We start from the raw sequence: 24,962 nt of genomic DNA, 5'->3' as shown, positions 1-24,962 counted from the left end.
TTTATCCGAATTTAATCTCTAATTGGTGGTGGTGCGAGTACTTCTCGAGCACCGTTATTGCCAGCAGTAGACACTATCCCTTGAATTTCCATTTGCTCAACAATTCTTGCTGAACGGTTATAACCAATTCTAAATTGTCTTTGTACACTCGAGATAGAAACGCGACGTTTTTCAGTAACAAAATGAACGGCTTCATCATAAAGTGTATCTAATTCTTCATCTTCACTGCCTTCAGGCTGCTCACCGGGTAGTAACATATCAGGATCACTGCCACCGGCTAAGATTTCTTCAACATAATTTGGCTCACCGCGTAGTTTCCAATCTTTCACTACGGCATGCACTTCATGATCATCAATAAAGGCACCATGAACACGAGTAGGAACACCGGTTCCAGGGGGTAAATAAAGCATATCACCCATACCTAGCAACTGCTCTGCTCCTTGCTGATCTAAAATAGTTCGAGAGTTTAAACCTGACGAAACCTGAAATGCCATACGTGTAGGAATATTAGCTTTGATTAATCCGGTAATAACATCAACTGAAGGACGTTGAGTTGCTAGTATTAAATGAATGCCTGCGGCACGAGCTTTTTGAGCAATTCGCGCTATTAATTCTTCTACTTTCTTACCAACAATCATCATCATGTCAGCAAATTCATCAACAATAACAACAATACTAGGCAGCTTTTCTAATTGTGGTGGAGTTTGATCTAAACCATCACTTGGCTGCCATATTGGATCAATAATAGGCTCGCCTTCTTTAATTGCGTTCAAGACTTTTTTGTTATATCCCTTTAAGTTTCGAACACCTAGTGCTGACATAAGTTTATAACGTCGTTCCATTTCAGCAACACACCAACGAAGAGCGTTAGCGGCATCTTTCATGTCAGTTACAACTTCAGATAATAGATGTGGAATCCCTTCATATACACTTAACTCAAGCATTTTAGGGTCAATCATAATCAAACGAACATCTTCAGGCGTTGATTTATACAATAGACTCACAATCATTGTATTAACACCAACAGACTTACCAGAGCCCGTGGTACCAGCCACTAATAAATGCGGCATTTTCGCTAAATCAACTACAACTGGTTCACCCGCAATATCTTTGCCAAGTACCATAGTTAATGATGAACTTGATTCTTCAAATTCTTTACACGAAATAACTTCACTTAATCGAACAATTTCTCTGTGTTTATTTGGTAATTCTAAACCAATCACAGACTTACCTGGAATGACTTCAACCACACGTACACTTATAGCTGACAAGGCACGCGCTAAATCTTTAGATAATGAGCTGATCTTGCTCACTTTCATACCAGGAGCTAAATCTAATTCGAAACGGGTAATAACAGGTCCTGGGTAAACAGCAACCACTTGTGCCACTACTTTAAAGTCAAGTAACTTAGCTTCTACTAAACGACTAACCTGCTCTAATTCTTCTTGGTTAATTGGATTTTTAGCTTTGTCTGCTCTATCCAGTAAATCTATAGAAGGCATGCCTTCAAACTTTTCTTCAACACTGGGTACTAAATTAACTTGGCTAGTATCAGAGCTAGCCGATAATTTACCACGCGGTTGTTGGTCATCGGCGACATTAATTTTTTCAACAGCGCTAAAAGCGGCCGTAATTTCTGAATCATCAACATGCTCTTGCACATTGATAGTAAAAGGACCATCCATTAAATCATCGATATCAACAAATGGCTCTTGAGTTTCAGCTTTTTCAGGTGTCTCAGGAATTGGTTTTTTATTGAAAAACGGCATTGATATTTTTTTCTTAACCGGTTCTTCAACTTCTGGTTCAACAGTGTTTGTTACTTCTTCTATTGCTTCTTTATCTCTTGGATCTTTTTCTAACGTATTGTCAATTTTTTCATGCGTATTAGCATCGCCGGTACCAAACTGATTTTTTATTATTTGTGGAAGACCCTTTAGCAGCATAAAGAAAGAAATACAGTAACGCCCTACATCATCTATAAAGTTTAGCCACGAAAAACCGGTTAACAAGACAAAGCCTGAGCAAGTAAACATTAAGAAGATGAGTGTACTTCCAACAAATGAAAAGTAAGGCAGGAAAGTATTACTTAATACATTACCTAAAATTCCACCAGCCGAAAAATAGTATATATCATCAAAATTCATACTCGCTAATGAAGTGACGCCTAAATAAAACAGAATAAAGCCAATAAGCTTCAAGCCAATCGTTAAATAATCTAATTGCATTAATTGATGAAATTTTTGAAACAGTAGCCAACCAATCAAAGCAACAACAAAAGGTAAGGTATAAGCGATGTAACCAAAAAGATTTAATAATAAATCAGAAAGATAAGCGCCTACTGCGCCACCAAGGTTTCTAATTTGAGTTTGATACCCTGTTTGCGCCCAACCGGGATCGGCTTGATCAAAGCTAAATAATGCCAACATTAAAAACATGGCAAAAACACTAAAAAACAGTAAGCCTGTTTCTAATAAGCGTTGTACGCCGCTCAATTGTGTTGTTAGCTCGTCAGTTGGAGTATTAACAGATTTTTGACTAGTTTCGTCAGTATTTTTTACGAGTTCTGAAGACAATTAAAATTCCATGATAAAAGAAGATGAGTATTATTTGTAGCCATGTTAACTCAAAATAGACGTATAGGCATTTTGAAGAAGCAATGGTACGGTTAAAATAACAAATTATCGCTTGATTGGTAAGATATTACTGGATTTAATTTCATCCATAACGACATAAGTTCTACTTTCACTTACGCCAGGTAACCTTAATAATATATCCCCTAATAATTGTCGGTAAGCTAGCATGTCTTGTACACGTGTTTTTAAAAGAAAATCAAAATTTCCAGAAACTAAATGGCACTCTTGTATAACGTCTAGTTCGTGTACTGCGCTAGCAAAATCATCAAAAACATCGGGACTAGTTTTAGACAAGGTTATTTCAACGAACACTAATAAAGCAAGGTTTAGCTTTGAGGAATTTAAATTTGCTTGATATCCAGTGATATATTTTTCTTTTTCAAGTCGCCTAACCCTCTCTAAACAAGCTGTTGGACTTAAACCAATACGCTTTGATAACTCTACATTCGATAACCTGCCATCTTTTTGAAGCTCAACAAGTATATTTTTATCAATACGATCTATAACTTTATTTGTTACCAATGGCATACTGTATATATCACTATAATTTCATTTTATTTTAGTATTATATAATGGAAAACTATAAATTTCGACAGGTTATTCTACTAAAACACTTTTATACTATACATTCTAGCGAGGCAGTTTCCTTCTATAATCTGCCTGATACCCAAGCTAGCTTTAATATCATAATAGAATATGTATTTGGAGGTAGCTTGGGTATCATAATTTAACTTAAGAGATATAATTATGATTATTGGCGTACCTAAAGAAATTAAAAACCACGAATACCGCATTGGCTTAACACCTGCGGGAGTTAAAGAATTAGCAGTTAACGGCCATCAAGTAATTGTTGAAAATAATGGCGGTGCTGCTATTGGTTTTGACAATGCACAATATATTGAAGCAGGTGCGAAAATAATTGACGAAGCTGCTGAGATATTTGCTACTGCAGATATGATTATTAAAGTAAAAGAGCCACAAGCAATTGAATGTAAAATGCTAAGACCTGGCCAAATTTTATTTACCTACTTACATTTAGCACCAGATCCTAAGCAAACTGAATTATTAATTACTTCAGGAGCAACTTGTATTGCTTATGAAACGGTTACATCTCCTACCGGTGGTTTACCTTTACTAGCCCCTATGTCAGAAGTTGCTGGTCGTATGTCTATCCAAGCAGGCGCTCACGCGTTAGAAATAGCACAAGGTGGATTAGGCGCTTTACTTGGCGGTGTTCCTGGCGTTGCACCAGCAAAAGTACTTGTTGTTGGTGGTGGTGTTGTAGGTACTCAAGCAGCTCGTATGGCTGTAGGAATGGGTGCAGACGTAACAATCTTAGATCGTTCATTACCTCGTTTACGTCAGTTAGACACTGAATTTGATGGACGCTTGAAAACAGTATACTCAACTGCTGATGCAATGGCACAATTGATTGTTGAAGCTGACTTAGTGATTGGTGCTGTATTAATTCCTGGCGCTGAAGCACCGAAATTAGTCACTAAAGCACATATTAAAGCAATGAAAAAAGGCGCGGTTGTTGTTGATGTTGCGATTGATCAAGGCGGCTGTTTTGAAACATCTAAAGCAACGACTCATCAAGATCCAACCTATATTGTTGATGATGTAGTACATTATTGTGTTGCTAACATGCCTGGTGGCGTAGCAAGAACATCAACAATGGCACTCACTAATGCAACATTACCTTTTGCTGTTACTATCGCCAACAAAGGTGCAAAACAAGCATTGCTTGAAGATGAGCATTTATTAGCAGGATTAAACGTTGCTGCAGGAAAAATCACTTACAAACCAGTAGCTGATGTTTTAGGTTATGAATTTGTAGAAGCAAAGACAGCACTTAGTCTTTAATGTTTAGTCTTTAGTCTTTAGTCTTTAAAACGTTAATTGATAAAGAGTACAAATTCAAATTTGTGCTCTTTTTTTTATTTCTTTTTCGAAAAATGCATATTCTCACTATACACCCTTGATAGAACCTCTTATCATCCCAATTAATAAAGCTATACATCTTTCAAATATATTACTATCAAAAATTCTGGAGAACTCATTCATGAGCGACGTTAGACATTGCCCACTACTTATTTTAGGCTCAGGCCCTGCAGGTTATACTGCTGCTGTTTATGCAGCACGTGCAAATTTAAAACCTGTAATAATCACCGGCATGCAACAAGGTGGTCAATTAACAACAACAACAGAAGTTGAAAACTGGCCAGGAGATGCTGACGATTTAACAGGACCAGCATTAATGGACCGTATGCAAAAACATGCAGAAAAGTTCGATACTGAAATTGTTTTTGATCATATTGAATCAGTAGACTTTTCTTCTAAACCATATAAATTAACAGGCAGCAACGAATATACGTGTGATGCATTAATTATTTGTACTGGCGCATCGGCACAATATTTAGGTTTACCTTCTGAAGAAGCCTTTATGGGCCGTGGTGTTTCGGCTTGTGCTACTTGTGATGGTTTCTTTTATAAAAACCAAAAAGTTGCTGTTGTTGGCGGTGGTAATACCGCTGTTGAAGAAGCGCTTTACTTATCAAATATTGCCAGCGAAGTACATCTTGTTCATCGTCGTGATACCTTTAAGTCTGAAAAAATCTTAACAGATCGCTTATATGAAAAAGTGAAAAACGGTAATATCGTTTTACACACAGATCGCACCTTAGATGAAGTGTTAGGTGATAACATGGGTGTAAATAGCTTACGTTTAAAAGAAACTAATTCTGATAAAACTGAAGTTATTGATGTAGCTGGTGTATTTATCGCAATTGGCCACAAACCAAATACAGATATTTTCAAAGACCAATTAGCAATGAAGAATGGCTACTTAACTATTCAAAGTGGTACGCAAGGTAATGCAACACAAACCAGTGTTGAAGGTATTTACGCAGCAGGTGATGTTGCTGATCATATTTATCGTCAAGCAATCACTTCTGCCGGTGCTGGTTGTATGGCAGCGTTAGATGCTGAGCGCTACCTCGACGCCCAGTAGTTATCCAAAAAGCTTAGGCATATAGTTCAGTCTACTCTGATAAACTTATGCCTGTATAAGCCTTACAATTCCCTTAGCATAAAATTTTAGGATAATATGCGCCTATATCAACTCAACGATAATAACGTAGCATTTCCTCCTGTTAGCGCTGCCCTGACTGAACCTAATGGCTTGTTAGCTTTAGGCGGTGATTTACAGCCTAATCGATTAATAAATGCTTACAGTAATGGCATCTTTCCTTGGTTTAGTGAAGGCGACCCATTAATGTGGTGGTCTCCAGATCCTAGAGCAATAATTAAACTTGCTGATTTACACGTTAATCGTACCTTACGTAAGGCAATAAAAAAATCACCTTATAAAGTCACCGTTAATTCAGCTTTTGAACAAGTTATTAAACAATGCGCTAATGCCCCCTTTCGAAGTGATGAAACCTGGATATTGCCTGAAATGGAAGCAGCTTATATCAACTTACATCAACTTGGCTTTGCTCATTCAATCGAAGTTTGGCAAACAAATAATGATGACGCATTATCACCAAAAGAAGAGCTTGTCGGTGGCTTATACGGCATTGCTATTAATGGTTTCTTTTCTGGTGAATCCATGTTTTATAGCAAACCTAATGCCTCTAAATTTGCCTTGGTAGCAATAAGTAAATTATTAAGTTCGGTTAACGTAGATTTTATTGATTGCCAGTTACTAAACCCTTTTTTAGCCGACATGGGCGCAAGTGAAGTTACCCGAGATGATTTTATTAACTTAAAAAATAAAGCTATAGATATAGCGATCGATAAAGATTTTTGGCATCCTCGTGAAGTCAACTTAAGTGAGTAATTAGGAAAGAGCAACACGGAAAAAATAAGTTGAAAGGAGTTAACGAAATAACGTTCATCGCTCAATGATCATAAATAACCTCAAATGCATTACCCTAAATTAATTAAGCCGCAAATCAACAGATAAGTAATAATTGCCCTATGAATGATGATACTTTTAAAGTAGGTATAACAAAAACCTTTCCTTGTAGTTACTTGCCTAACAAAGAAGAACGTTTATTGATTGCTATTGACGAACGATTACAGAATAATCGTGGTTATAGTATGTTAATGATGGAAGGTTTTCGTCGCAGCGGCGATCAATCTTATCGCCCTCATTGTCCCAGCTGTAATGCCTGTAGTTCGGTTCGGGTTATTGTTAATCAATTTACCCCATCTAAAAGCCAAAAACGTTCATTAAAGCGAAATGCACATTTTAAAATTACTACATCTGAAGCATTAAAGGATGAATATTATCCTTTGTATGAAACTTATATTAATACCTGTCATCAAGACGGCAGCATGTTTCCTGCGAATTATGAGCAATTTCAAACCTTTCTTGCTAGTAAGTTAACCAAACAATTGTTTATTGAAACCTGGTTAGAAGAAAACAACGAAAAGAAATTAGTGTGCTTAGCCGTAACAGACATATTAAGTAACGGCTTATCTGCGGTATATACCTTTTATCACCCCGATTATAAGACGAATGGTTTAGGTGTTTTCTCTATTCTTACTCAAATAGATTTTTGTAAAAAATTCAATTTACCGTTTTTATACTTAGGTTATCAAATTGATGATTGTCAGAAAATGAATTACAAGAATAGATATTTCCCCTATGAAATATTTACTAAAAAACAATGGTTACTTGTTCAAAAATAATACATTTTTCCTGCTGTTATTTAATATCTCTCATAAATAAAAAGCCACAAAGCTTTACATTAGCTGCACAATTAGGCATTATTCGCGCAGCTTTTTTTATCGGCAATAATTTATAACAATTTAGTTTGAACTTATTGCTTGTTTGCACAACATATAGAGGTTTAGCGCCCCATGGCGAAAGAAGAAAATATTGAAATGCAAGGTACGGTTTTAGACACGTTACCTAACACTATGTTCCGAGTTGAATTAGAGAATGGCCACGTGGTTACTGCTCATATTTCAGGAAAAATGCGTAAAAACTATATTCGTATTTTAACTGGCGATAAAGTAACTGTTGAGTTAACGCCATATGATTTATCTAAAGGTCGCATTATTTTCCGTGCCAGATAGTTTATTGCGCTAAAGATAATATAACAATACGGCTAATAATTTGTAGATTTACATAATATTAGCGAATGTTAAAAATTAAAAAACCAGTACTTAATAAGTACTGGTTTTTTTTGTCAAAAATAAAGACGATGCGCTATTAACGGTAAAAGTCTAGCAACTCTTTCTCAAATTGGTCGGCACTTATGGTTAGGTTTTTCTCAGCAACAACCGCTTGTAAATCACTAAATCTTTTTTCTACTTCAGAAATGGTTAAGGTATTATCGTCAAGTTTATATACTTGTATTAAACTCTGATAATAAAAAACTAAAATAATTAAAGCGTTGTGCTCATCATTACTTACGCCAACTTTGATTTTTTTCAATTTTCGATAAATTGAATTTTGTATTTGTTTTACTTTCCATACATAGTAAATCTCTTTAAAAGCATCAGAATTCTTTAATGTATGCATAATACCAGCACAAGCAAGTAAAGAGAGAATAACACCGAGTAGGTTATATCTAAAATTACTAACCCCTTCTTGGGCAAAACTAGCAATAAGCAGTTGACCAAAAATTAAAGACAAAATTAATAAAGTACCAATGAACCCGACTATAACAATGTTTAAATTTTTTCTATAACGTTTTTTATCTATATTGATTAACTGCATTAAGACAAGTTTTCCTTAGAAAATAAAAGTATGCTGTGTGGTGTGAATTATAAATTAAAGTATTAGCCCTGAGTAACGTTTTATTTCAGTTTTTACACCGTGTTGCCAAGTGGCTTTATTACTTGCAATGGTTAGCATTGTTTTTGCCCTGGTAATCCCTGTATAAAGTAATTCACGTGATAGTAATTGATGTTCAGTTTGCTTTGGCATCACCATAGCAACATGATCAAACTCACTGCCTTGAGTTTTATGAATGGTCATAGCGTAAACCATGTCATATTTAGGTAAGCGTGATGGCATAAATAGTTTATAGCCGTGCTCGGTATCTTCGAAGTATGCCATTAACTGACCTTCGTCAGTACGCCAAAGTAACCCAATATCACCATTATAGAGTCCTAATCGATAGTCATTTTCATTGATCATAATTGGCATACCATGATAGTTAGCTTCAGTATGAAAACGAGAAAACAATTGTTCTTTTATCCACTGATTAACCGCATCTACACCAAATTCACCTTGGCGAGTAACGCACAATACGCGAAACTTAGCCAATAATGCAAAAGCATCGGTAACATCAGGACATTGTGCTATGCCATGGTAATACTTTTTAATTAAAGGTGGCAACCAACTACTTAAGTTGCTATCTGCAAGGCTCAGCTGGTTATTGCTATCAGCTAACGTACCTTCGCTTGTTGAACTGGCTAACAACTGCCAACTTAGTGTTGACTCACCTTGAATGACATAATTAGCTAATATTCCTATACCGCCTTCACCGTCAAAGCGACGACTTTTCATCAAAAAGCTTAAATGATCATGATGAGTTACTGACTCAGAATCAGCTTGATGGAACTGACTAGCTAAAAATTCGGGTTCTAATTCGCAAATTTTTGCCAAATAAGCTACGTTTTCCTTGCTGTAACCATAATGTGGCCTTGGGGCAATATCTGCGAGTACACAGCCAACAGCCACTGATGGTAACTGATCAGCATCACCTAACAATATAAGTTTTGTTTCAGGTTTTAAGGCACGAAATATACGTGCCATCATAGGTAAATCAACCATAGACACTTCATCTATCAGTAGTACATCACAAGACAATAAATTATCTTGATTGTGTCTAAAGTTATGGTTGTTAGGAATAACACCTAATAAACGATGAATAGTTTTTGCCTGTGTTGGCATTACTGCCAAAATATCATCGTCAATAAGCCCTCTAAAGCCTGCAATAGCCTTAATGATAGATTCAGACAAGCGTTGCGCAGCTTTTCCTGTTGGTGCAACTAACGCAATTTCTAATGCGGGAGCATCACCCTGTAAATGATTTTTTTCTTGTAACATTAATAACGCAGCAAGTAGCTTGGTTACTGTATAGGTTTTCCCAGTACCTGGCCCACCTGCAATAACAGTGAAATTTTTATCAATTGCGTTTGCGACAGCCAATTTTTGCCAATCAATTTCATTATGCTTCGTTTCTTCAATGCTAGAGGCCTTATTATCAGGATGTTCGATCTCCTGATTCTTTGGAAATAGTTGACTAACAATGCTACAGATATCATCCTCAGACACTGAAGATGTTTGTGTTAACCGTTGCCTAATACCTCGGGCTAGTTCCCATTCAAATTGGTAATAGCGACGCATATATATGCTATTATTGTTGAAAACTACGGGCTGTCGTTGGTCAGCCGAAATATTAAGAGCTGCCAGTAGTCCTTGTAAAATATCTATACTCGGAAACAGGTAACCTTGATGGCTACACTCACCGAGCTCATCGAAAGCAACACCCCAATTCTCCCCAGCAATTTCAGTTATTGGTAAGCATGAATGTCCTGCACGTAAACTGACACTTAACGCTATTAATAAATGGAATAAGATCTGTTGTGGTTCATCAGACAAATCAGCCTGAACGGTTAACGCTGCGAGTAATTCTTTCCCAAAAAAATAATCTATCGCCTCTATATTGGCTATTTGTTGCTGAGTTTGATTAAAATTAACGATTGTTTGAGCCATTATTGCTGCTCCTTAGCTAGCTTGTTATCTAATTTTTTACCAAGGTCTTTAGCTAACTTTTTGCCCAAGAAAAGATCATCTAATTGGATTAGTTCATTGACTGTAATTGTTCGGTAATAAACGCCCTGCCCTTGATGGCTTTTATCATTTGTCATACCACGTAAATATAAATAATAAATACCACCAAAATGTTCAGCTACATCATAATCAGGCAAGTTTTGTTGAAGATACCGATGTAACGCTAAACTGTAGATAAGGTACTGTAAATCATAGTAGTTTTTTTCTATATCATCACGCAATGCATCGTAATCATAATCGTTATAGTCATCACCTAAGTGGCTAGATTTATAATCACAAACATAATATTTACCGTTTTGCTCAAACACTAAATCAATAAAGCCATGCATCATACCTTTTAAAGATTTATAGCTTGGTAATCGAACAGTATTTGGGTTAGCCTTTGTTAAACCTGCATTTCGATGATCGGTTAGCAATTTCTCTAAATCAGTAATATTGGCTTCATTCATTGGAAAATAAAACTCATTTTCACGCAAGGTTTTCTGTAAAGGAATATCACTTAAACAAAAAGTATCAAGCGTATCGCTTTGATTAGTCATTGGGGCTTTCACAATTTCATCAAGCCAACTCACTAAATCAGCGTCAGTAAAACCGGTTGTTAGCTCTCCATATTTAAGTAGAGGCCACTTGGTGCTTTCAAGCATATTATTATCAATTTCATCACTGCTTTTAAAGTTACTGTGCTCTAAAATATCATGTAATAAATTACCACTATGCGCACCTTTCGCTAATTGAAAGCGTATTACTGCTTTATCATTTTTACGATTTGTTAAACTATTATCATCAACGTCTATCGAGTCTCTATCAGGCGACGATATCCCGCCGTGACGTAAATTTTTACTTAAGGCTGAAAATGAACTTAACCACCAGTCTCGTTCAATTTTGCCAATAAACTTACTTACTTCTAGCTCAGCTGTTTGTTCAACCTGCTGTTTTTGCGAAATGCTATTACTAGCAATATCAAAAGAAAGACTATCAAACGATTCATGTTGAAAACTAATGGTATTGGGTGAACTAGCAACTAACTGACTAAGACTCTGGGCAATATCTTGTTCAGGTTGCCATTGCAATGTTTTGCCTAAAGGTGACAATGCATATTTATCAAACGCTGTACTTAGAATGTAACAGCGACGTTCTGCCCGTGTTATTGCCACATACAAAAGGCGAATACTTTCAGCATAAGCCTCGTTTGCCATGGCAATTTTAGCTTGTTCGTCGCCGTCTAAACTAAGACATAACTGCCCTTGCTCATTATGATATTCAATATAACTAACGGATTTATTACCAAACTTAAGAGGGTCTTTATGACGAGTGGCGAAAGGAATGAAAACAACCGGATATTCAAGCCCCTTAGCGCCATGCTGTGTAACTATACGAATCAGGTCGCCATCATTTTCAAGGCGTTGCTCTGTTTCTAAGTCATTTGCTGCTCGCGCACCATCATCGTTACATTGTTGTTCAAACCAATAGAGTAATTCTTGTGGTTGTAAAAACTTTTGGCTAGCCGATTGTAATATCTCAAACAAATGTAAAAGGTTGGTCAATGCTCGAGATTTATTACCACTGTCATTAGCACCCGAGAAATCAAAATGTTGGTGCATAATAGTAATCGCCATGGAGATAAAGCCTTGACGCTGCCATTGCTCTCGATAATCGAAAAAGTTAAATTTTAATATTTGATATGCCGACTCATCTTGTTGCAGTTTATACAACGCAGTGGCGTTAATACCAAGTAACCCACAGGTAATCGCGCTTAAATAAAGTCGTTCGTCTTCTGGTGCCAATATACCTTTTAATAACTTAATCAGTTGTGCTGCTTGCTCGCTATCAAATAAATTAGCACGATCAGATAGAAAAACACTCGCTAAATTAGCTTGTAACAAAGCCTCTTTAATAGCACTAGCTTCTCGTCCATCACGTACCAATATAGCAATATCTTTCGGCTTGGTTTTTTTATTCTGACTATTATTCTCGGAATCAGAGCCAATATCGTTGCCAATATCATTATCATTAAGTAACTCGACAATTTCATTAGCGCACCAAGTAGCCATTAACGGTCTGACTGACTGTGGCACTTTGTCAGCAAAGCCTTCACCAGTAAAGTGTACAAACCTTAATGCTCGTCCCTTATTGGTTAATGAATCAACAGCACTATCCGCTTTCTTACCCGCTAATACGGGTTGATAGTCGATGCCATAGCCAAAAACTGATTGTTGCACGCTGTTCTCAGTAGTCGAGCCAGAAAAAACCTGATTATACGCTTCGACAACGTCAGGACTTGAACGCCAATTAGTATCCATCAACCAATGATAATCACAATCACTACGTGCATTTAAATAAGCAAAGATATCCCCTCCCCGAAAACCATAAATAGCTTGTTTAGGATCACCAATTAAATAGAGTGCGTTTTTGCTATATTCAGTACTACTAGTATTATCGCTATTAACATTCGATTGATCTTTTTGATAATAAATTCCCTGCAAAATAGCAAATTGCTGAGGGTCAGTATCTTGAAACTCATCAACTAACGCCACAGGGTATTGTGCTAATAGCGTTTGCGCTAAAACATTATTTCTTTGCTTAGCACTTGGTGAATTGTTTACTGGGGTTGGTTGCAAACAATCAGCCAAGGTATTAATAAGGTCGTCAAAATCTAAACAGTTAAGCTGCTCTTTCGTTTGCTTTACTTGTTGTCTTATTTGATAAATAGCAGCTCTTACAATTTGATAAGCTTGGGCTTTATTGATATTTTTAGCTAAGTTTTTCACTTGCGCTTTAATTTCTTTAGCACTGTCTAAAACCTGCGCTAATTGCACTTTAAATGCTTTAGGGTGACGATTACCATTAAGTAAATAATCTGGCATAGGATAGGCTGCAGCGTCCAATAAAGCGTTGTCGTCTTGGCATTGCGCAATGTTATCTAACCATTGTTTCAATTTAACAAGCTCTGCAGCGCGTTTTTCTTGCTCTTCTGGTTTTTTGTGTGCCACTAATCCTTCATCAAGTAAGCTTGTATTGTTATTTAAAGCTACACTGGCTTGTTTGGCTAATTGGATAAAATTAGCCACTAAGCTTTGCACATCAATAACCGACAACTCACTTCTGTGTGAAATAGCTTTAGCAAAACTTGAAACAAAGGCAGTAGGCGTTGCCCAAAAAGCTTCAACTAAGACAAAATTTTCAATACTTTGTTTCGCCAATTGACGATACCAATCTTGCGTTGCTTCTAGTACTAATTCGCTACTGTTGGTCGACATATTGGCGTTAAAAGGTAAACCACTCGCAAAAGCATGTTGCGTTAACGCGCGCTGACAAAAGCCATGGATAGTGAAAATGGCCGCTTCATCTAAAAACAATAATGCACGTTTTAGTAAAAACTCGATTTTATTAGGGTTAACGTTATCTGGATTTACTCGCTTATCAATGGCTTTAAAATAAGGATCCTGGCTACACAAGGTTTGCCAGTTATTAAGCGCTTCACGAATAAAGGCATCAATACGCCCTCTTAGCTCTTGAGTCGCGTCCTTAGTGAACGTCATCAGTAAAATCTCTTCTACTTTCAGCTCTCGCTCAAGCAATAAACGTAAATAAATACGAGTTATGTTGTAAGTTTTTCCTGTACCAGCACTGGCTTCAATTAAATGTCGGCCAGTTAACGGGATGGTGGATGAATCTAAATTAGTTAAGGTAAATTTTGATGACTGACTCATGACTTTTCACCTTTAGCCTTACTTTTACTCTTGCTTACATGCTTAAATAAACTTTGATAAACAATATTCAATTGCGGTAAATAAATAGTAATATCAGGACATTGTTGCCAAAAATAAGTAATATAAGGGTCATGACTAAGCCCTGGAACAGAATCATCGCCATACCAAACACCCTCAAAACGATCTTGTGTCATTTCCACAGCTTTACCGCGTACCTGCTTAAACACATGAGCCGCTAATTCACTATTCAATAACAAGGCTTGTTTTTGGCCCTGCTCATAAGTGCTTAATAGCATATTCAGCTCAGCTTCAGCATTTTCGATACTAGAAACACTATAATGTTCGACACTTTGTGCTTTAGCGTTAAAGTAGAAACCACAGGTACTCTGTACTTGACTAAGAATATTACTCGCATAATCTTTGGTGCCCATATTTTGTTGTTGCCATAACTGAACAATCAAATGATGTAAAAATAACGTAAATAAATCTTTAACTTTAGCACCAGAACTACGATAAAAGACTAACTGAACACCATCATGAGTCTGTTTAACCGGTATTTTTGCTATCAAAATAGTAGGCTGGCTTGAGTGTAGACCCGTACTAGAATTTGCCGTTTTATGTTGATTTACGATTATCTGGCAATCAATCAATTCTGGATTATCACAGCCCTGATCAATAATTTCTTGGCTAAATTGTTGAGTTTCGTCTAACCAATTATCAAAATCAGCTTGTGTACTAGGCGCATCAGGGAATTTTCCAGATAATTTAGCCGCATGTAATACTTGCTCAGTGCTATTTATTATCGGCTTTGTAGTATTAGCAGATAACGCTGTTAAACTTGCAGTTAATAAATCTTGTTTTAATAAATAACGATCTAAATAATCTGCGCTAAAAGGCTCTACATCATTTAGTTGCACGCTATTATCATCTAAGTATAAGTTTAATGCCTTTTGAGCAAACATCTTGCTTGGGTGTTGAAAGAATCGTATTAAATCGTTTGCGGTGATTGTTTCTAAGTCAATTTCTTCATCGGTTATTACTAACGAAGTGTTATCCTGCTGAACTTTTTGGCCATTATTTTGTGCTAACTTAAACCAATTAGCATTAAAACTCGCCTTTATTGGTGAAGCAGTAATTACTATTGAAGAATTAGCTGTTGAAGAATGAGTTGTTGACGATTTAGCGGTTAAGTCTGGCGCGGCCAGGTAATTACCTTCACTAAAAGGCTGCATAGGCATTTGCTGCAATTGATTCTGTGAATTTTCATCTACATTGTCTTTATCGAAGTTCCAGCCATAACCTTGCGTAAGATAATCCATTAACTCTTTAAGCACGAGCGAAGGCTGCTTTTCGTTATTGTTTTTAATATTACGACCTTGATAGCTTAAATACAGTGAACTTCTCGCTGAGATAATTGCTTCTAAAAATAGATATCGATCATCACCACGGCGGGATCTATCGCCTAACCTTGCTGCACTGGTCGCCATTAAATCAAAACCTAATGGTTGGCGTTGCCTTGGAAATTCGCCATCGTTCAAGCCTAATACCGCAATAATTTTAAATGGAATGCTACGCATAGGCAGCATAGAGCAGAATGTTACTTGTCCTACCATAAATTGACGACTAGCATCACCTTGACTGAAGTGGTCATTGAGAAAATCAACGACAATGGCTAAATCAATCACTTCTTCAAAATGTGCATGAGAGCAATATTCAACCAGGGCACTAATTGCCTGTTCGATAATCGCTAAGCTGTTTTCAATTTGATTATTTACCTGTGCATTTATCGCTTGTGAAGCACTTTTCGATTTCGTGTCGCTAGTAAAATAACGATTAGTGGTAAATAACAACGCCAACTGGTTTAATAAAAAGGTCTGCCAATCTTTAGCCGTTCTTGGTGTATTCAACTGTTGAGCTAAGCTTTGTAGTTGCTCAATGAACAACATTAATTGCCCAAGTAATACGGCATCATCACCTTCAACTGCTGCCAGTAAAAGTTGCTCTTGATAAATAGTATCAGTATCTGAAAAAGCAAAGCCTCTTAATAAACGTGATAATCCTTGCTGCCAAGTAAAGCTATTACTAACATTCTCACCCAGTAATTTAGCTTTATGCGATTTATCTAAGCCCCAATGAACCGCTGCTTGTTTCAGCCAAACTGTTATTTTTTCGCCGTCTTCTTCATTAATCGAAAATTTATTAGCTACGGCAGGTAAACGAATAAAACTTAATAAATGAGACACCTGAAAACGAGAGTCAGGTAAGGTTAACAGCTCACTAAATGCAGCAATCAAAGGATCGCTATCTTTTGCGCTGCGATCAGCAATAGAACAAGGCAATGGCGGTACTTCATCGTTTAATTCTTGCCACCCTCGAGTAAATACTGCATTCACATAAGGTGCATATTGCTCAATTTGTGGACACATAACCAATACATCTTTTGGTGTTAGCTTATCTGTATTATTTGACTGATTAGCAGATTCATTGAATTGATGAAGGAGGAAGTCATGTAATGCTTGTACTTCACGTAAAGCACTATGACAACTAACTAATGTAATAGAGTCATCAATTAACTGCTCTGGTACTTTCGTTGCATCATGTAACGCTAAAATATCATTTTGTAACTTATGTAAAATTCGCTCGGCTGGCTTGTTGCTATCGTTATCATTATTATTGTCGCTACTGATTGAATTATCATCTTCAATGATTTTATTAGCGCTCGCTTTAACAAATAGCTCAACATTTACCGTACTGTAATCTTGCAATAAAGCTAAAAATTCTCGCCCTTGCTGTCCTAAGTTAGCTAATAAAGGGTTACCAACAAATAGGTGCTCATCATCAACACCGTTAGACCAATGAGAGAGCTTACTAATGGCTTGTTTTTCACTAATAATATCGCCCCAATAAGAAAAACAAGGGTTTAGATGATAAAAATCTACTTCAATATATTCGCTTAATGCATTTATAAAGGTCAGCCACATAGGAGCCATGCTGTTAATACCAAAAAAACTTAACCGTTTCGGTAATAGCAAGGGATCGGCTGCAAGCTTATTATCGATATTAGCCATCGCATTATTTAATAACTCTACTGGATTATAAGCGAGTTGTTTAATAAGTTGTTGCCATAGTTTGGCTTGCCACTTACTGTCATTAGACAGTAAGTCAACTTCTTGCCCCTTTTGCCAAGAGTCTAACCATTCAGGGCGGAAGATTAAATACTGTTCATATAAATCGGCCATTTGTTCTGCTAACTGATAACGCTTTAAATTCTCCTGACTGCTGAAAATATTTTCTTTGTTAGCGTTCGGCTGCTCTTGATTTGAATAAGCGTTTTCTGTTACTGATGACTTATTCCAATACCGTGTTGCAGCGATAAAATCACTGTCATCAACAACTATTTCTGTTGCTAATAAAGCATAAATACGCCAAGTTAACACTTCTCTTGAGTAAGGTGACTGTTCAGGTACATCTTCATCGCTAGCCAGCATTCTTATGAGCTTCCATAAATATTGAGCAGGTAACGCGTAACCCATATTCATGCTAATACCACGTTCTTCGGCAATAGCGAGGTTTAACCAATGCTGCATCCCTGGATTTTGCACCACAATCACTTCTTGACTGAATACACCTAGGGGAGATAGTTGGGAAATTTTATTAAGCAGCAGTAACAAATTTTCCATTTTGTTAGCGGGATAAAGATTGATCAATGTAGTGTTTACCGTATAAAGCTTGATACCCTAAATTTAACCACAAGCAGGAATTGAACACCATGTATTTCAGAGAATAAACACCGAATGATTACTAAAAAGCTTAAATAACTAACAAACACTTTAGCGTAAATTAACGCGCTAACTTCATCGTTATTATTATAATTAAGTATCCAGATCAAATAACCTTATAAAAACTATGTTATTCAATAATTAATATATTCACTCGCCCCCTATTAATGTAAAATTATCGAATACTATATTCACAGGATAGGGATTATGTAATGAATTTAATTGAACTAATTTCACAGTCGTCATTTACTGAAATAGCAGCGCTGCTCGTGTTAGCTGCACTCATGGGATTTATCGGACTATTATTAAGGCAACCCCTTATTGTAAGTTTCATTGCAGTGGGGTTAATAGCAGGACCTTCCGTACTGGATATTGTTCATTCCAAAGATCAAATCAAGCTGCTCTCTGAATTAGGCATCGCGGTACTGTTATTTCTTGTTGGTATCAAATTAGATGTAAAGTTAATTAAGTCTATTGGTGGTGTTTCTGTTTTAACAGGTCTTGGTCAAGTTGCTTTCACATCCTTATTTGGTTATTACATAGGCTTAGGTATTGGCCTAGACCATATCACTAGTCTTTATGTTGCAGTATCACTTACTTTTTCTTCAACTATTATCATTGTAAAGTTACTTTCTGATAAACGAGAAATTGAATCATTACATGGCCAAATCGCGCTGGGTTTTTTAATTGTTCAAGATCTTGTTGTTGTAGTGGCTATGATTATATTAGCAACTATTGGTATTGGCTCTGGGCATGGCGATTCAAATAATTCATCCGTTTGGCAAGTTGTCATTTCAGGTGTTGGATTACTGGGTTTTGTTATTATTTTTGTGCGTTATATAGCTAACCCTCTTACTGAAAAACTAGCTAAAGCGCCTGAGCTATTAGTGATATACGCCATTGCACAAGCAGCCCTTTTTGCCGCCATAGGAGACATCGTCGGTTTAGGTATGGAAGTGGGTGGATTACTTGCAGGTGTTGCCTTAGCTTCAACCCCTTATCGAGAAAGTATCGCTGCCAGACTTGCGCCCTTACGTGACTTTTTATTGCTGTTTTTCTTTATCGCCTTAGGCGCAACATTAGACTTGTCTTTATTAGGCGCGCATCTACCAGGCGCAATGCTTTTCTCACTGTTTGTGCTTATTGGTAATCCACTCATTGTCATGATTATTATGGGGCTTATGGGCTATGGTAAAAGAACAGGTTTCCTTGCTGGTTTAACCGTAGCTCAAATTAGTGAATTTTCATTAATTTTCATTGCGATGGGTATTAGCTTAGGACATGTACCACAAGATATTCTGGGATTAGTAACATTAGTTGGCATTATCACCATTGCCGCATCAACGTATATGATCACCTACTCACATCAACTCTATTCTATTTTTACGCCCGTTATTGGTATGTTTGAACGTTCAGGCGTTCCTCGCGAAAATATGACGGATGATCATACTGATGCTCACTACCCCGTTATTATCTTTGGTTTGGGGCGCCTTGGCACTGCTATTGCGATGCGACTTAAAGAACAAGGTATTAGCGTATTAGGTATCGACTTTAACCCTGCTGCAATAAAACATTGGCGACTGTTAGGTTTAGAGTGTGAATATGGCGATGCAACCGATGCTGAATTTATCATCGAGTTACCATTGAATCATGCAAATTGGGTTGTTTCAACAATTCCACATTTACACACAGGCTTGTCGTCAGAAGATATTAGAAGAACCGTGATTCAATTAACCCGATCAGCTGGGTATAAGGGTAAATTAGCCGCTGTTTCACAAAGCAGTATAGATACCGAAGAATTAAACTTACTCGATGTTGAACTCATATTAGAGCCTTTTCAGGATACAGCAGACCGAGCAGCTAAAATGCTTTTAGAGGGGCTTGCTATTCAATCAGACAGCTCTGTAAGTCATGAATTAAAAGAGTAAGTTGATAAATATTGATTAAAATAAAGGTCGAAACAGGATGCAGCGTCGGCCTTTGTTTTAGCTGTTAATGTAATAACAGAGACTAGTTACAATGAGATGGTTTTATTGTTCATCAGCTCGCAAATTTGCTAGCTGATTCCTTCAGACCATGCCTCACAGAAAAGCCCTTGAAAAATTTAGAAATTTAACGAGACACTTGCTTATAAAGCATTAGTTAAAATATCTATGATGTTCCAGTTTGAGTGACTGTCCTAGCTAATTTTGCATGTGTATCTAAGCCAATGAAAAGTATGTTATGTTTTGACATGCTAGCCTCTGTTTTATATTGTTGACACAGTTAGTATGGCTCTGGTTTGTAAAACTAGCCCACGTTCAGAAGCTAGCACCTCGTGGGGAGTCATTGTGTTTATATTTATAAGGATATTCGATGAAAAATTTACTGATAGTTGTCATAATTTTGATTCTTAGCGCTTGCGCTAGCACAAAAAAGGATTTTGTATTTGACGGTTCAACAATTGAATCAACCCAATATGGCATTTCTAAAGTCTCAAAACGTTTAAAGCCTACGCAACAAATAGAATTTATGATGGCTCTAATGGCTATTCAATTTTCAGATGTAAAAAGTGTTAATGACGTAATTGGTGATCCTACAATGACTAATGAAATGAACTATTTCATTATTGGCAAAAAAATTGACGGATTAAATTACTACGGTCTCTTAGATTTAGCTAAGTCTTCACCAACTAAAGTTAGTGTAGCGGCACAATAAATATAACAACACGCCCTGAGGTGGACCGCTAGTAAAATCAGCAATTTATTGCAAACTTTAAAAGCGGTGAGCCTCTTAGTTTTAGGGCTTCTAAGAATTTCGATTCATTGTACGGCGTGCTCGTTTTCCAACACCTAAATACGATTAGGATCCACTTGAAAGCCAGTGATCTAATAACACGTTATTATGGGTGGCCTAATTAAGTCCTTGGCATTGCTGAAGTTCACATCTATTCAACTGTCGATAAAATTTATCGAGAAATTTTATCGAGGACAGTCGCTCAAAGTTCTATTTAACCTGTGTTATTTTTTATTTTGAGATACTTTATGAGCGAATGTCCTGATTAATTAGTGTACTGGTTGAAATTTTATCGAGGACAGTCGCTCAAAGTTCTATTTAACCTGTGTTATTTTTTATTTTGAGATACTTTATAAGCGAATGTCCTGATTAATTAGTGTACTGGTTAATTATCCTAATTAATCACTTAAATCAAAAAGCTTGAATTAAAAGCACTTTAATTAAATTACAAATCAGTTGTTAAATCAAAGCCAGCTAATATAGCTGGCTTCTTTGTATTTGAAAATTCATTAATGGTTTAACACAGCCTATGTTAAAATCCCTTTTTTATTTAAAGATACTTAAACCATGTCATTACCAGAGCCACTAAACCAATTTATTAAACACGTTGAAACCACTCAAACATTTTACGGATTACAAGAACCTAAATCACAAGAGTGGGTTATTCTTGATTCTGTAAATTTTGAAGAACATGACGTAATGCCTTTATGGTCAACAACTGAATTAGCAAGCGTACATATTGCTGATGAATGGGCAGATTATGTAGTTGCCCCCATTACAGTTGCTGATTGGTTAGAATTTTGGGTAGAAGATTTATCTAACGATCCGATGGTTATTGGTGTTGACTGGCGTGACGAGGATAACTGCGCTGAGTATGCATTAAGTGATTACAGTCAGGCTATTATCAGTATTGAAAAATACGTATAAAACTTTGCAACCGCTTAACTTTTAATTTCAGCGTGACTTTCAGGCACAAGTCATAGCAAGATGAGAAAAACGATAGAGATTCCGTATAAAGCGGCTTACGGAATGACGCAAGTATGCAGCAAAGTAGCAGCTCATTTAAAAGACTAAAAATAACAACCGTCATTAAAAATTAGTTTTTAATGACTTTTCCACCTTTCATTACAAAATCGACATCTAACAATGCTTTAATATCTTTTAGCGGATTATCATCAAACGCAATGATATCGGCTATTTTTCCTGGCGCTAATGTACCTAAACTTGCAGACATACCAATTAAATCGGCGGCGTTAACAGTAGCGGATTTTAATACGTCACTGTTTTTCATCCCCGCTTGTGCCATTAGCACACCTTCTTTGCCATTATCGCCATGATGAGAAACTCCACTGTCTGTTCCATACGCAATTTTAACACCCGCTTTATATGCTTTTTTAAAGTTCTCTGTCATATCAGAGCCAACGCGAATCGCTTTTAACTTAATTGCTTCAGACATAAAGTTACTATGTTTAGCCATTTCAACAACCGTATTACCCGCTAATAAGGTTGGTACTAAATAAGCGCCAGATTTCTTAAAAAGCTTGATGCTTTCTTTATTTGCATAGCTACCATGTTCAATACTATTTACACCGGCGCGAAGTGCGGCGTTTATACCTTCTGCTGCATGTGCGTGACTGGCTACTTTTCTGCCAAGTGCATGTGCTGCGTTAACCACTTCTTTTAATTCATCATCAGACATTTGTTGGCCAGTACCTGTATTGGTATCCGACAAAACCCCACCCGTTGAGGTGATTTTAATCACATCTGCGCCATATTTAATAGCGTGACGTGTTGCTCTTCGACAGTCAAAAGGCCCATCACAAATAGTTTTACTGGTACGCATAGCGAGAATATCGGGACTTAATCCGTCGACGTCACCATGTCCACCGGTGACTGAAACAGATGATCCTGAGGCAATGATTCTAGGACCATCAACCCAACCTTTAGCAATTCCATCACGTAGTGCAAAAATTTGCTCTGCACTTGCGCCTAAATCTCTAACGGTAGTAAAGCCCGCCATTAAGGTTTTTTTAGCATTAGAAACACTTTGCATTAATGCATCTGAATCAGACATACGCAAAGATTGACTATCATTTTTTGGGCCTAATTCACCTTGTAAATGCACGTGCATATCCATTAAGCCCGCCATAACAAAGCTTGATGACAAGTCAATTAACTTAGCATCTTTATCTATATCACTTGGGCTAATAAAACCTTTTTTGATTTCAGTAATTTTTCCATCAGTAATAATTAATGTTTGCTTAGATAGCGTACTCTTACCTGCAATAGGCAATAATGTACCGGCATGAATCACCTGTGTTTGTGCTAATAGGTTGAAAGAGGAAATTAGTGATAGTGAAAGTAAGGTGTGTTTTAAGATGTTAAGGACGCGAGTAGTTTGTGCTGTGGCAATAGTTGTAGTCATGGCTGGTATTACTCTAAGTTGGTTGCTTAAATAGTTAAACTGAAAAATTATAAAAGCATAAAAATATAGCTACCAATACCTTAGCAGCTATATAGTTTTCGTCAAGAAGACAAATTTGGCAGGCTTGTTCTAATGGTGATGACCACCTACACCGTGTGCGTGGCCATGTTGCACTTCTTCATCGGTTGCAGCGCGAACATCAACAACATCAATATCAAATGTTATGATTTTTCCAGCTAATGGCGGGTTAATGTCTACAGTGATCATAAACTTCCCCGCTTTTAACACAGTCACTTGACGTTGACCTTGTTCAGTATGAACAACAGCAATCATGCCCGCTTTCCATTTAGCATTTTTGCTTGGTAAACCTTGTAAATGTTTTACTGGTACACGTTGAATTAAATCTTCTTGGCGTTCGCCATAAGCTTCATCAGGTTGTAAAGTAACGCTGAATTTATCACCAGCTTCTTTATCAGTTAACGCTTTTTCTAAGCCCGCTAAAGTATTATTTGCTCCGTGTAAGTAAGCAAGAGGCTCGCTACCGTGAGAAGATTCTATTTCTTCTCCTGCTTCATTTTTCAAAACATAATGGAACTGAACAACGGTTTTATCTGTAATTTTCATGTAATTCTCTTTAACGGTTTATAAATTAATTTTTTAATGAATTGGGTGCTACTTTCTCTTCGCATTATACTGGATAAGTACTGAATAAAGGTTAACCAAACGTTCATACGAAGTATTGGCGCTTATTTTAGCATTAAACACTCAAAATTAAGAGTGAGTATTTTATCTCAATTTAAGCCTACAACAGTAAAATAACAACACTAAGAATAATCAATAACATCCCTATGTATTCAATTGTAGTGATTTTCTCTTTAAATAAACGGTAAGTTAATGCCAGTGTAATAAAAAACTCTACTTGACCTAATGCTTTCACATAAGCTGCATTTTGAAGGCTTGCTCCGGTAAACCAACCAATAGAGCCAAGTACACTTGTTATACCTACAAATAAGCATAAGCGCCAATGACTTAACATTAACTTTAGCTGTGCTTTATCTTCAAAATAAACATAAGTAACGGAAATGATTGATTGAACGGTGATCATAAATACCAAGGTAATTGCTGCACTTACCATTAAATCAATATTTAGGGCTAAGCTAGATTCTCGAATAAGTAACGTTGTTATAGCTAAACCTAACCCTGCAGCAAGTCCGTAAAGTAACCCCATCTTCGCATCTGAGCCCGCTAAAAACTCACTTGGTCTAAATTTAACCTTCGAGACAAATAAAACCCCAATAACACCAACAATGACACTAAACCATCCCATGATACTTAATGGTGCAGCAAATAATAATGCGCCAACAATAGCCACTTGTATCGCTTCCGTTTTGGCTAGACTCGTTGCAACAGCAAAATTTTTGTATCGAAAAGCAGCAACTAAACAGGCAGTACCAATAATCTGGCTTACACAGGCAATTAAAGCGTAAAATAGAAAGTCATTATTGAGTGTTGGTACTGATACCTCTCTAAAATCTAGCATCCACCAGACATATACCCAAGCAAATGGCAGCGCGTAAACATAACGCACAGCCGTTGTTGCCATAGAATTTAGTTTACCTGATAGTTGTTTTTGGCCAGCAGTTCGGATTGCTTGCATAGCAGCAGCAAGTAAAGTGAAATAAATCCAAGTGTATTCTGATGTAAACAGTTCTGAAATTGACAAGACTGATGTTCCTTTAAGGTATAAATAATAGAGACAATTAACTAAGCTAGCCTTGCTTCAACTTGCTTCAACTTGCATTAGTGTATATTAAT

Annotated in this window: 17 protein-coding genes and 1 pseudogene; 8 read left to right on the top strand and 10 right to left on the bottom strand. The window is 36.8% G+C overall.

The window, feature by feature from the left end; all coding sequences use genetic code 11:
- Nucleotides 1-11: 11 nt before the first annotated feature.
- Entirely contained in the window at nt 12-2,576 is a 2,565-nt protein-coding gene (locus tag GQS55_RS09705; RefSeq protein ID WP_159820125.1) for a DNA translocase FtsK, read from the bottom strand.
- A 105-nt stretch (nt 2,577-2,681) separates the two neighbouring features.
- Entirely contained in the window at nt 2,682-3,164 is a 483-nt protein-coding gene (lrp, locus tag GQS55_RS09700) for a leucine-responsive transcriptional regulator Lrp (protein ID WP_159820123.1), read from the bottom strand.
- Between the two features lie 219 nt (nt 3,165-3,383).
- Here lrp and ald point away from each other — a divergent pair, with 219 nt between their 5' ends.
- The 5 genes from ald (at nt 3,384) to infA (ending at nt 7,727) form a co-directional block, all read left to right on the top strand.
- A complete protein-coding gene (ald, locus tag GQS55_RS09695; RefSeq protein WP_159820121.1) occupies nt 3,384-4,502 on the top strand; it encodes an alanine dehydrogenase in 1,119 nt (372 codons plus the stop codon).
- Nucleotides 4,503-4,701: 199 nt separating this feature from the next.
- Entirely contained in the window at nt 4,702-5,649 is a 948-nt protein-coding gene (gene trxB / locus GQS55_RS09690) for a thioredoxin-disulfide reductase (protein WP_159820119.1), read from the top strand.
- 96 nt (nt 5,650-5,745) lie between these two features.
- Nucleotides 5,746-6,480 carry a leucyl/phenylalanyl-tRNA--protein transferase gene (aat, locus tag GQS55_RS09685; RefSeq protein WP_159820117.1) on the top strand — a complete coding sequence of 245 codons (735 nt, stop codon included), beginning with the start codon at nt 5,746-5,748 and terminating at the stop codon, nt 6,478-6,480.
- Nucleotides 6,481-6,620: 140 nt separating this feature from the next.
- Complete coding sequence (locus tag GQS55_RS09680; protein WP_159820115.1) at nt 6,621-7,337, top strand: arginyltransferase; 717 nt, start codon at nt 6,621-6,623, stop codon at nt 7,335-7,337.
- A 171-nt stretch (nt 7,338-7,508) separates the two neighbouring features.
- Nucleotides 7,509-7,727: a translation initiation factor IF-1 gene (gene infA / locus GQS55_RS09675; RefSeq protein ID WP_011043571.1), complete on the top strand. Its 219-nt coding sequence runs from the start codon at nt 7,509-7,511 to the stop codon at nt 7,725-7,727.
- A gap of 136 nt (nt 7,728-7,863) precedes the next feature.
- On the opposite strand, the gene GQS55_RS09670 is transcribed toward infA, so the two are convergent.
- The 4 genes from GQS55_RS09670 to recC are packed head-to-tail and all read right to left on the bottom strand — an operon-like array spanning nt 7,864 to nt 17,875.
- Entirely contained in the window at nt 7,864-8,373 is a 510-nt protein-coding gene (locus GQS55_RS09670) for a DUF3087 domain-containing protein (RefSeq protein WP_159820113.1), read from the bottom strand.
- A gap of 54 nt (nt 8,374-8,427) precedes the next feature.
- Nucleotides 8,428-10,380 carry an exodeoxyribonuclease V subunit alpha gene (recD, locus tag GQS55_RS09665; protein WP_159820111.1) on the bottom strand — a complete coding sequence of 651 codons (1,953 nt, stop codon included), beginning with the start codon at nt 10,378-10,380 and terminating at the stop codon, nt 8,428-8,430.
- Entirely contained in the window at nt 10,380-14,168 is a 3,789-nt protein-coding gene (gene recB / locus GQS55_RS09660; RefSeq protein WP_159820109.1) for an exodeoxyribonuclease V subunit beta, read from the bottom strand. The genes recD and recB overlap by 1 nt, the downstream gene beginning before the upstream one ends.
- Nucleotides 14,165-17,875: an exodeoxyribonuclease V subunit gamma gene (recC, locus tag GQS55_RS09655; protein ID WP_159820107.1), complete on the bottom strand. Its 3,711-nt coding sequence runs from the start codon at nt 17,873-17,875 to the stop codon at nt 14,165-14,167. Before recC ends, recB begins: the two co-directional genes overlap by 4 nt.
- A gap of 284 nt (nt 17,876-18,159) precedes the next feature.
- Between recC and GQS55_RS09650 the strand changes: the two genes are divergently transcribed.
- Together GQS55_RS09650 and GQS55_RS09645 are read left to right on the top strand one after the other, a co-directional pair.
- Nucleotides 18,160-19,875 (top strand): cation:proton antiporter, encoded by a 1,716-nt coding sequence (locus GQS55_RS09650; RefSeq protein WP_159820105.1) that lies wholly within the window; start codon nt 18,160-18,162, stop codon nt 19,873-19,875.
- A 427-nt stretch (nt 19,876-20,302) separates the two neighbouring features.
- Nucleotides 20,303-20,644, top strand: coding sequence for a DUF6694 family lipoprotein (locus GQS55_RS09645; RefSeq protein WP_159820103.1), 342 nt, complete (start codon nt 20,303-20,305; stop codon nt 20,642-20,644).
- Nucleotides 20,645-20,681: 37 nt separating this feature from the next.
- On the opposite strand, the pseudogene GQS55_RS20295 reads toward GQS55_RS09645, so the two are convergent.
- Nucleotides 20,682-20,819: pseudogene (locus tag GQS55_RS20295) on the bottom strand (IS110 family transposase); the annotation flags it as partial.
- Nucleotides 20,820-21,289: 470 nt separating this feature from the next.
- Between GQS55_RS20295 and GQS55_RS09635 the strand changes: the two are divergent.
- Nucleotides 21,290-21,649 carry a DUF2750 domain-containing protein gene (locus GQS55_RS09635; RefSeq protein WP_159820101.1) on the top strand — a complete coding sequence of 120 codons (360 nt, stop codon included), beginning with the start codon at nt 21,290-21,292 and terminating at the stop codon, nt 21,647-21,649.
- 169 nt (nt 21,650-21,818) lie between these two features.
- Here the strand turns inward: GQS55_RS09635 and GQS55_RS09630 are convergent, their stop codons facing one another.
- The 3 genes from GQS55_RS09630 to GQS55_RS09620 all read right to left on the bottom strand — a co-directional run bounded on the left by GQS55_RS09630 (nt 21,819) and on the right by GQS55_RS09620 (nt 24,870).
- Nucleotides 21,819-23,147, bottom strand: coding sequence for a metal-dependent hydrolase family protein (locus GQS55_RS09630; RefSeq protein ID WP_159820098.1), 1,329 nt, complete (start codon nt 23,145-23,147; stop codon nt 21,819-21,821).
- A gap of 129 nt (nt 23,148-23,276) precedes the next feature.
- The gene (locus GQS55_RS09625; protein WP_159820096.1) at nt 23,277-23,771 is read right to left on the bottom strand and encodes an FKBP-type peptidyl-prolyl cis-trans isomerase; all 495 of its coding nucleotides are present in this window, start codon (nt 23,769-23,771) and stop codon (nt 23,277-23,279) included.
- A gap of 178 nt (nt 23,772-23,949) precedes the next feature.
- Nucleotides 23,950-24,870: a DMT family transporter gene (locus GQS55_RS09620; RefSeq protein ID WP_236559815.1), complete on the bottom strand. Its 921-nt coding sequence runs from the start codon at nt 24,868-24,870 to the stop codon at nt 23,950-23,952.
- Nucleotides 24,871-24,962 lie beyond the last annotated feature (92 nt).

Source organism: Colwellia sp. 20A7, from assembly GCF_009832865.1.
In the GTDB taxonomy this organism is placed as follows: domain Bacteria; phylum Pseudomonadota; class Gammaproteobacteria; order Enterobacterales; family Alteromonadaceae; genus Colwellia.
Note: the sequence above shows the minus strand (reverse complement) of the source record. Positions and strands in the feature narration are given on the sequence as shown.

Coding starts and splice junctions, on each gene's coding strand:
- lrp (WP_159820123.1), bottom strand. CDS start 3,164: ATGCCATTGGTAACAAATAAAGTTATAGATCGTATTGATAAAAATATA.
- ald (WP_159820121.1), top strand. CDS start 3,384: ATGATTATTGGCGTACCTAAAGAAATTAAAAACCACGAATACCGCATT.
- trxB (WP_159820119.1), top strand. CDS start 4,702: ATGAGCGACGTTAGACATTGCCCACTACTTATTTTAGGCTCAGGCCCT.
- aat (WP_159820117.1), top strand. CDS start 5,746: ATGCGCCTATATCAACTCAACGATAATAACGTAGCATTTCCTCCTGTT.
- GQS55_RS09680 (WP_159820115.1), top strand. CDS start 6,621: ATGAATGATGATACTTTTAAAGTAGGTATAACAAAAACCTTTCCTTGT.
- infA (WP_011043571.1), top strand. CDS start 7,509: ATGGCGAAAGAAGAAAATATTGAAATGCAAGGTACGGTTTTAGACACG.
- GQS55_RS09670 (WP_159820113.1), bottom strand. CDS start 8,373: ATGCAGTTAATCAATATAGATAAAAAACGTTATAGAAAAAATTTAAAC.
- recD (WP_159820111.1), bottom strand. CDS start 10,380: ATGGCTCAAACAATCGTTAATTTTAATCAAACTCAGCAACAAATAGCC.
- recB (WP_159820109.1), bottom strand. CDS start 14,168: ATGAGTCAGTCATCAAAATTTACCTTAACTAATTTAGATTCATCCACC.
- GQS55_RS09650 (WP_159820105.1), top strand. CDS start 18,160: ATGAATTTAATTGAACTAATTTCACAGTCGTCATTTACTGAAATAGCA.
- GQS55_RS09645 (WP_159820103.1), top strand. CDS start 20,303: ATGAAAAATTTACTGATAGTTGTCATAATTTTGATTCTTAGCGCTTGC.
- GQS55_RS09635 (WP_159820101.1), top strand. CDS start 21,290: ATGTCATTACCAGAGCCACTAAACCAATTTATTAAACACGTTGAAACC.
- GQS55_RS09630 (WP_159820098.1), bottom strand. CDS start 23,147: ATGACTACAACTATTGCCACAGCACAAACTACTCGCGTCCTTAACATC.
- GQS55_RS09625 (WP_159820096.1), bottom strand. CDS start 23,771: ATGAAAATTACAGATAAAACCGTTGTTCAGTTCCATTATGTTTTGAAA.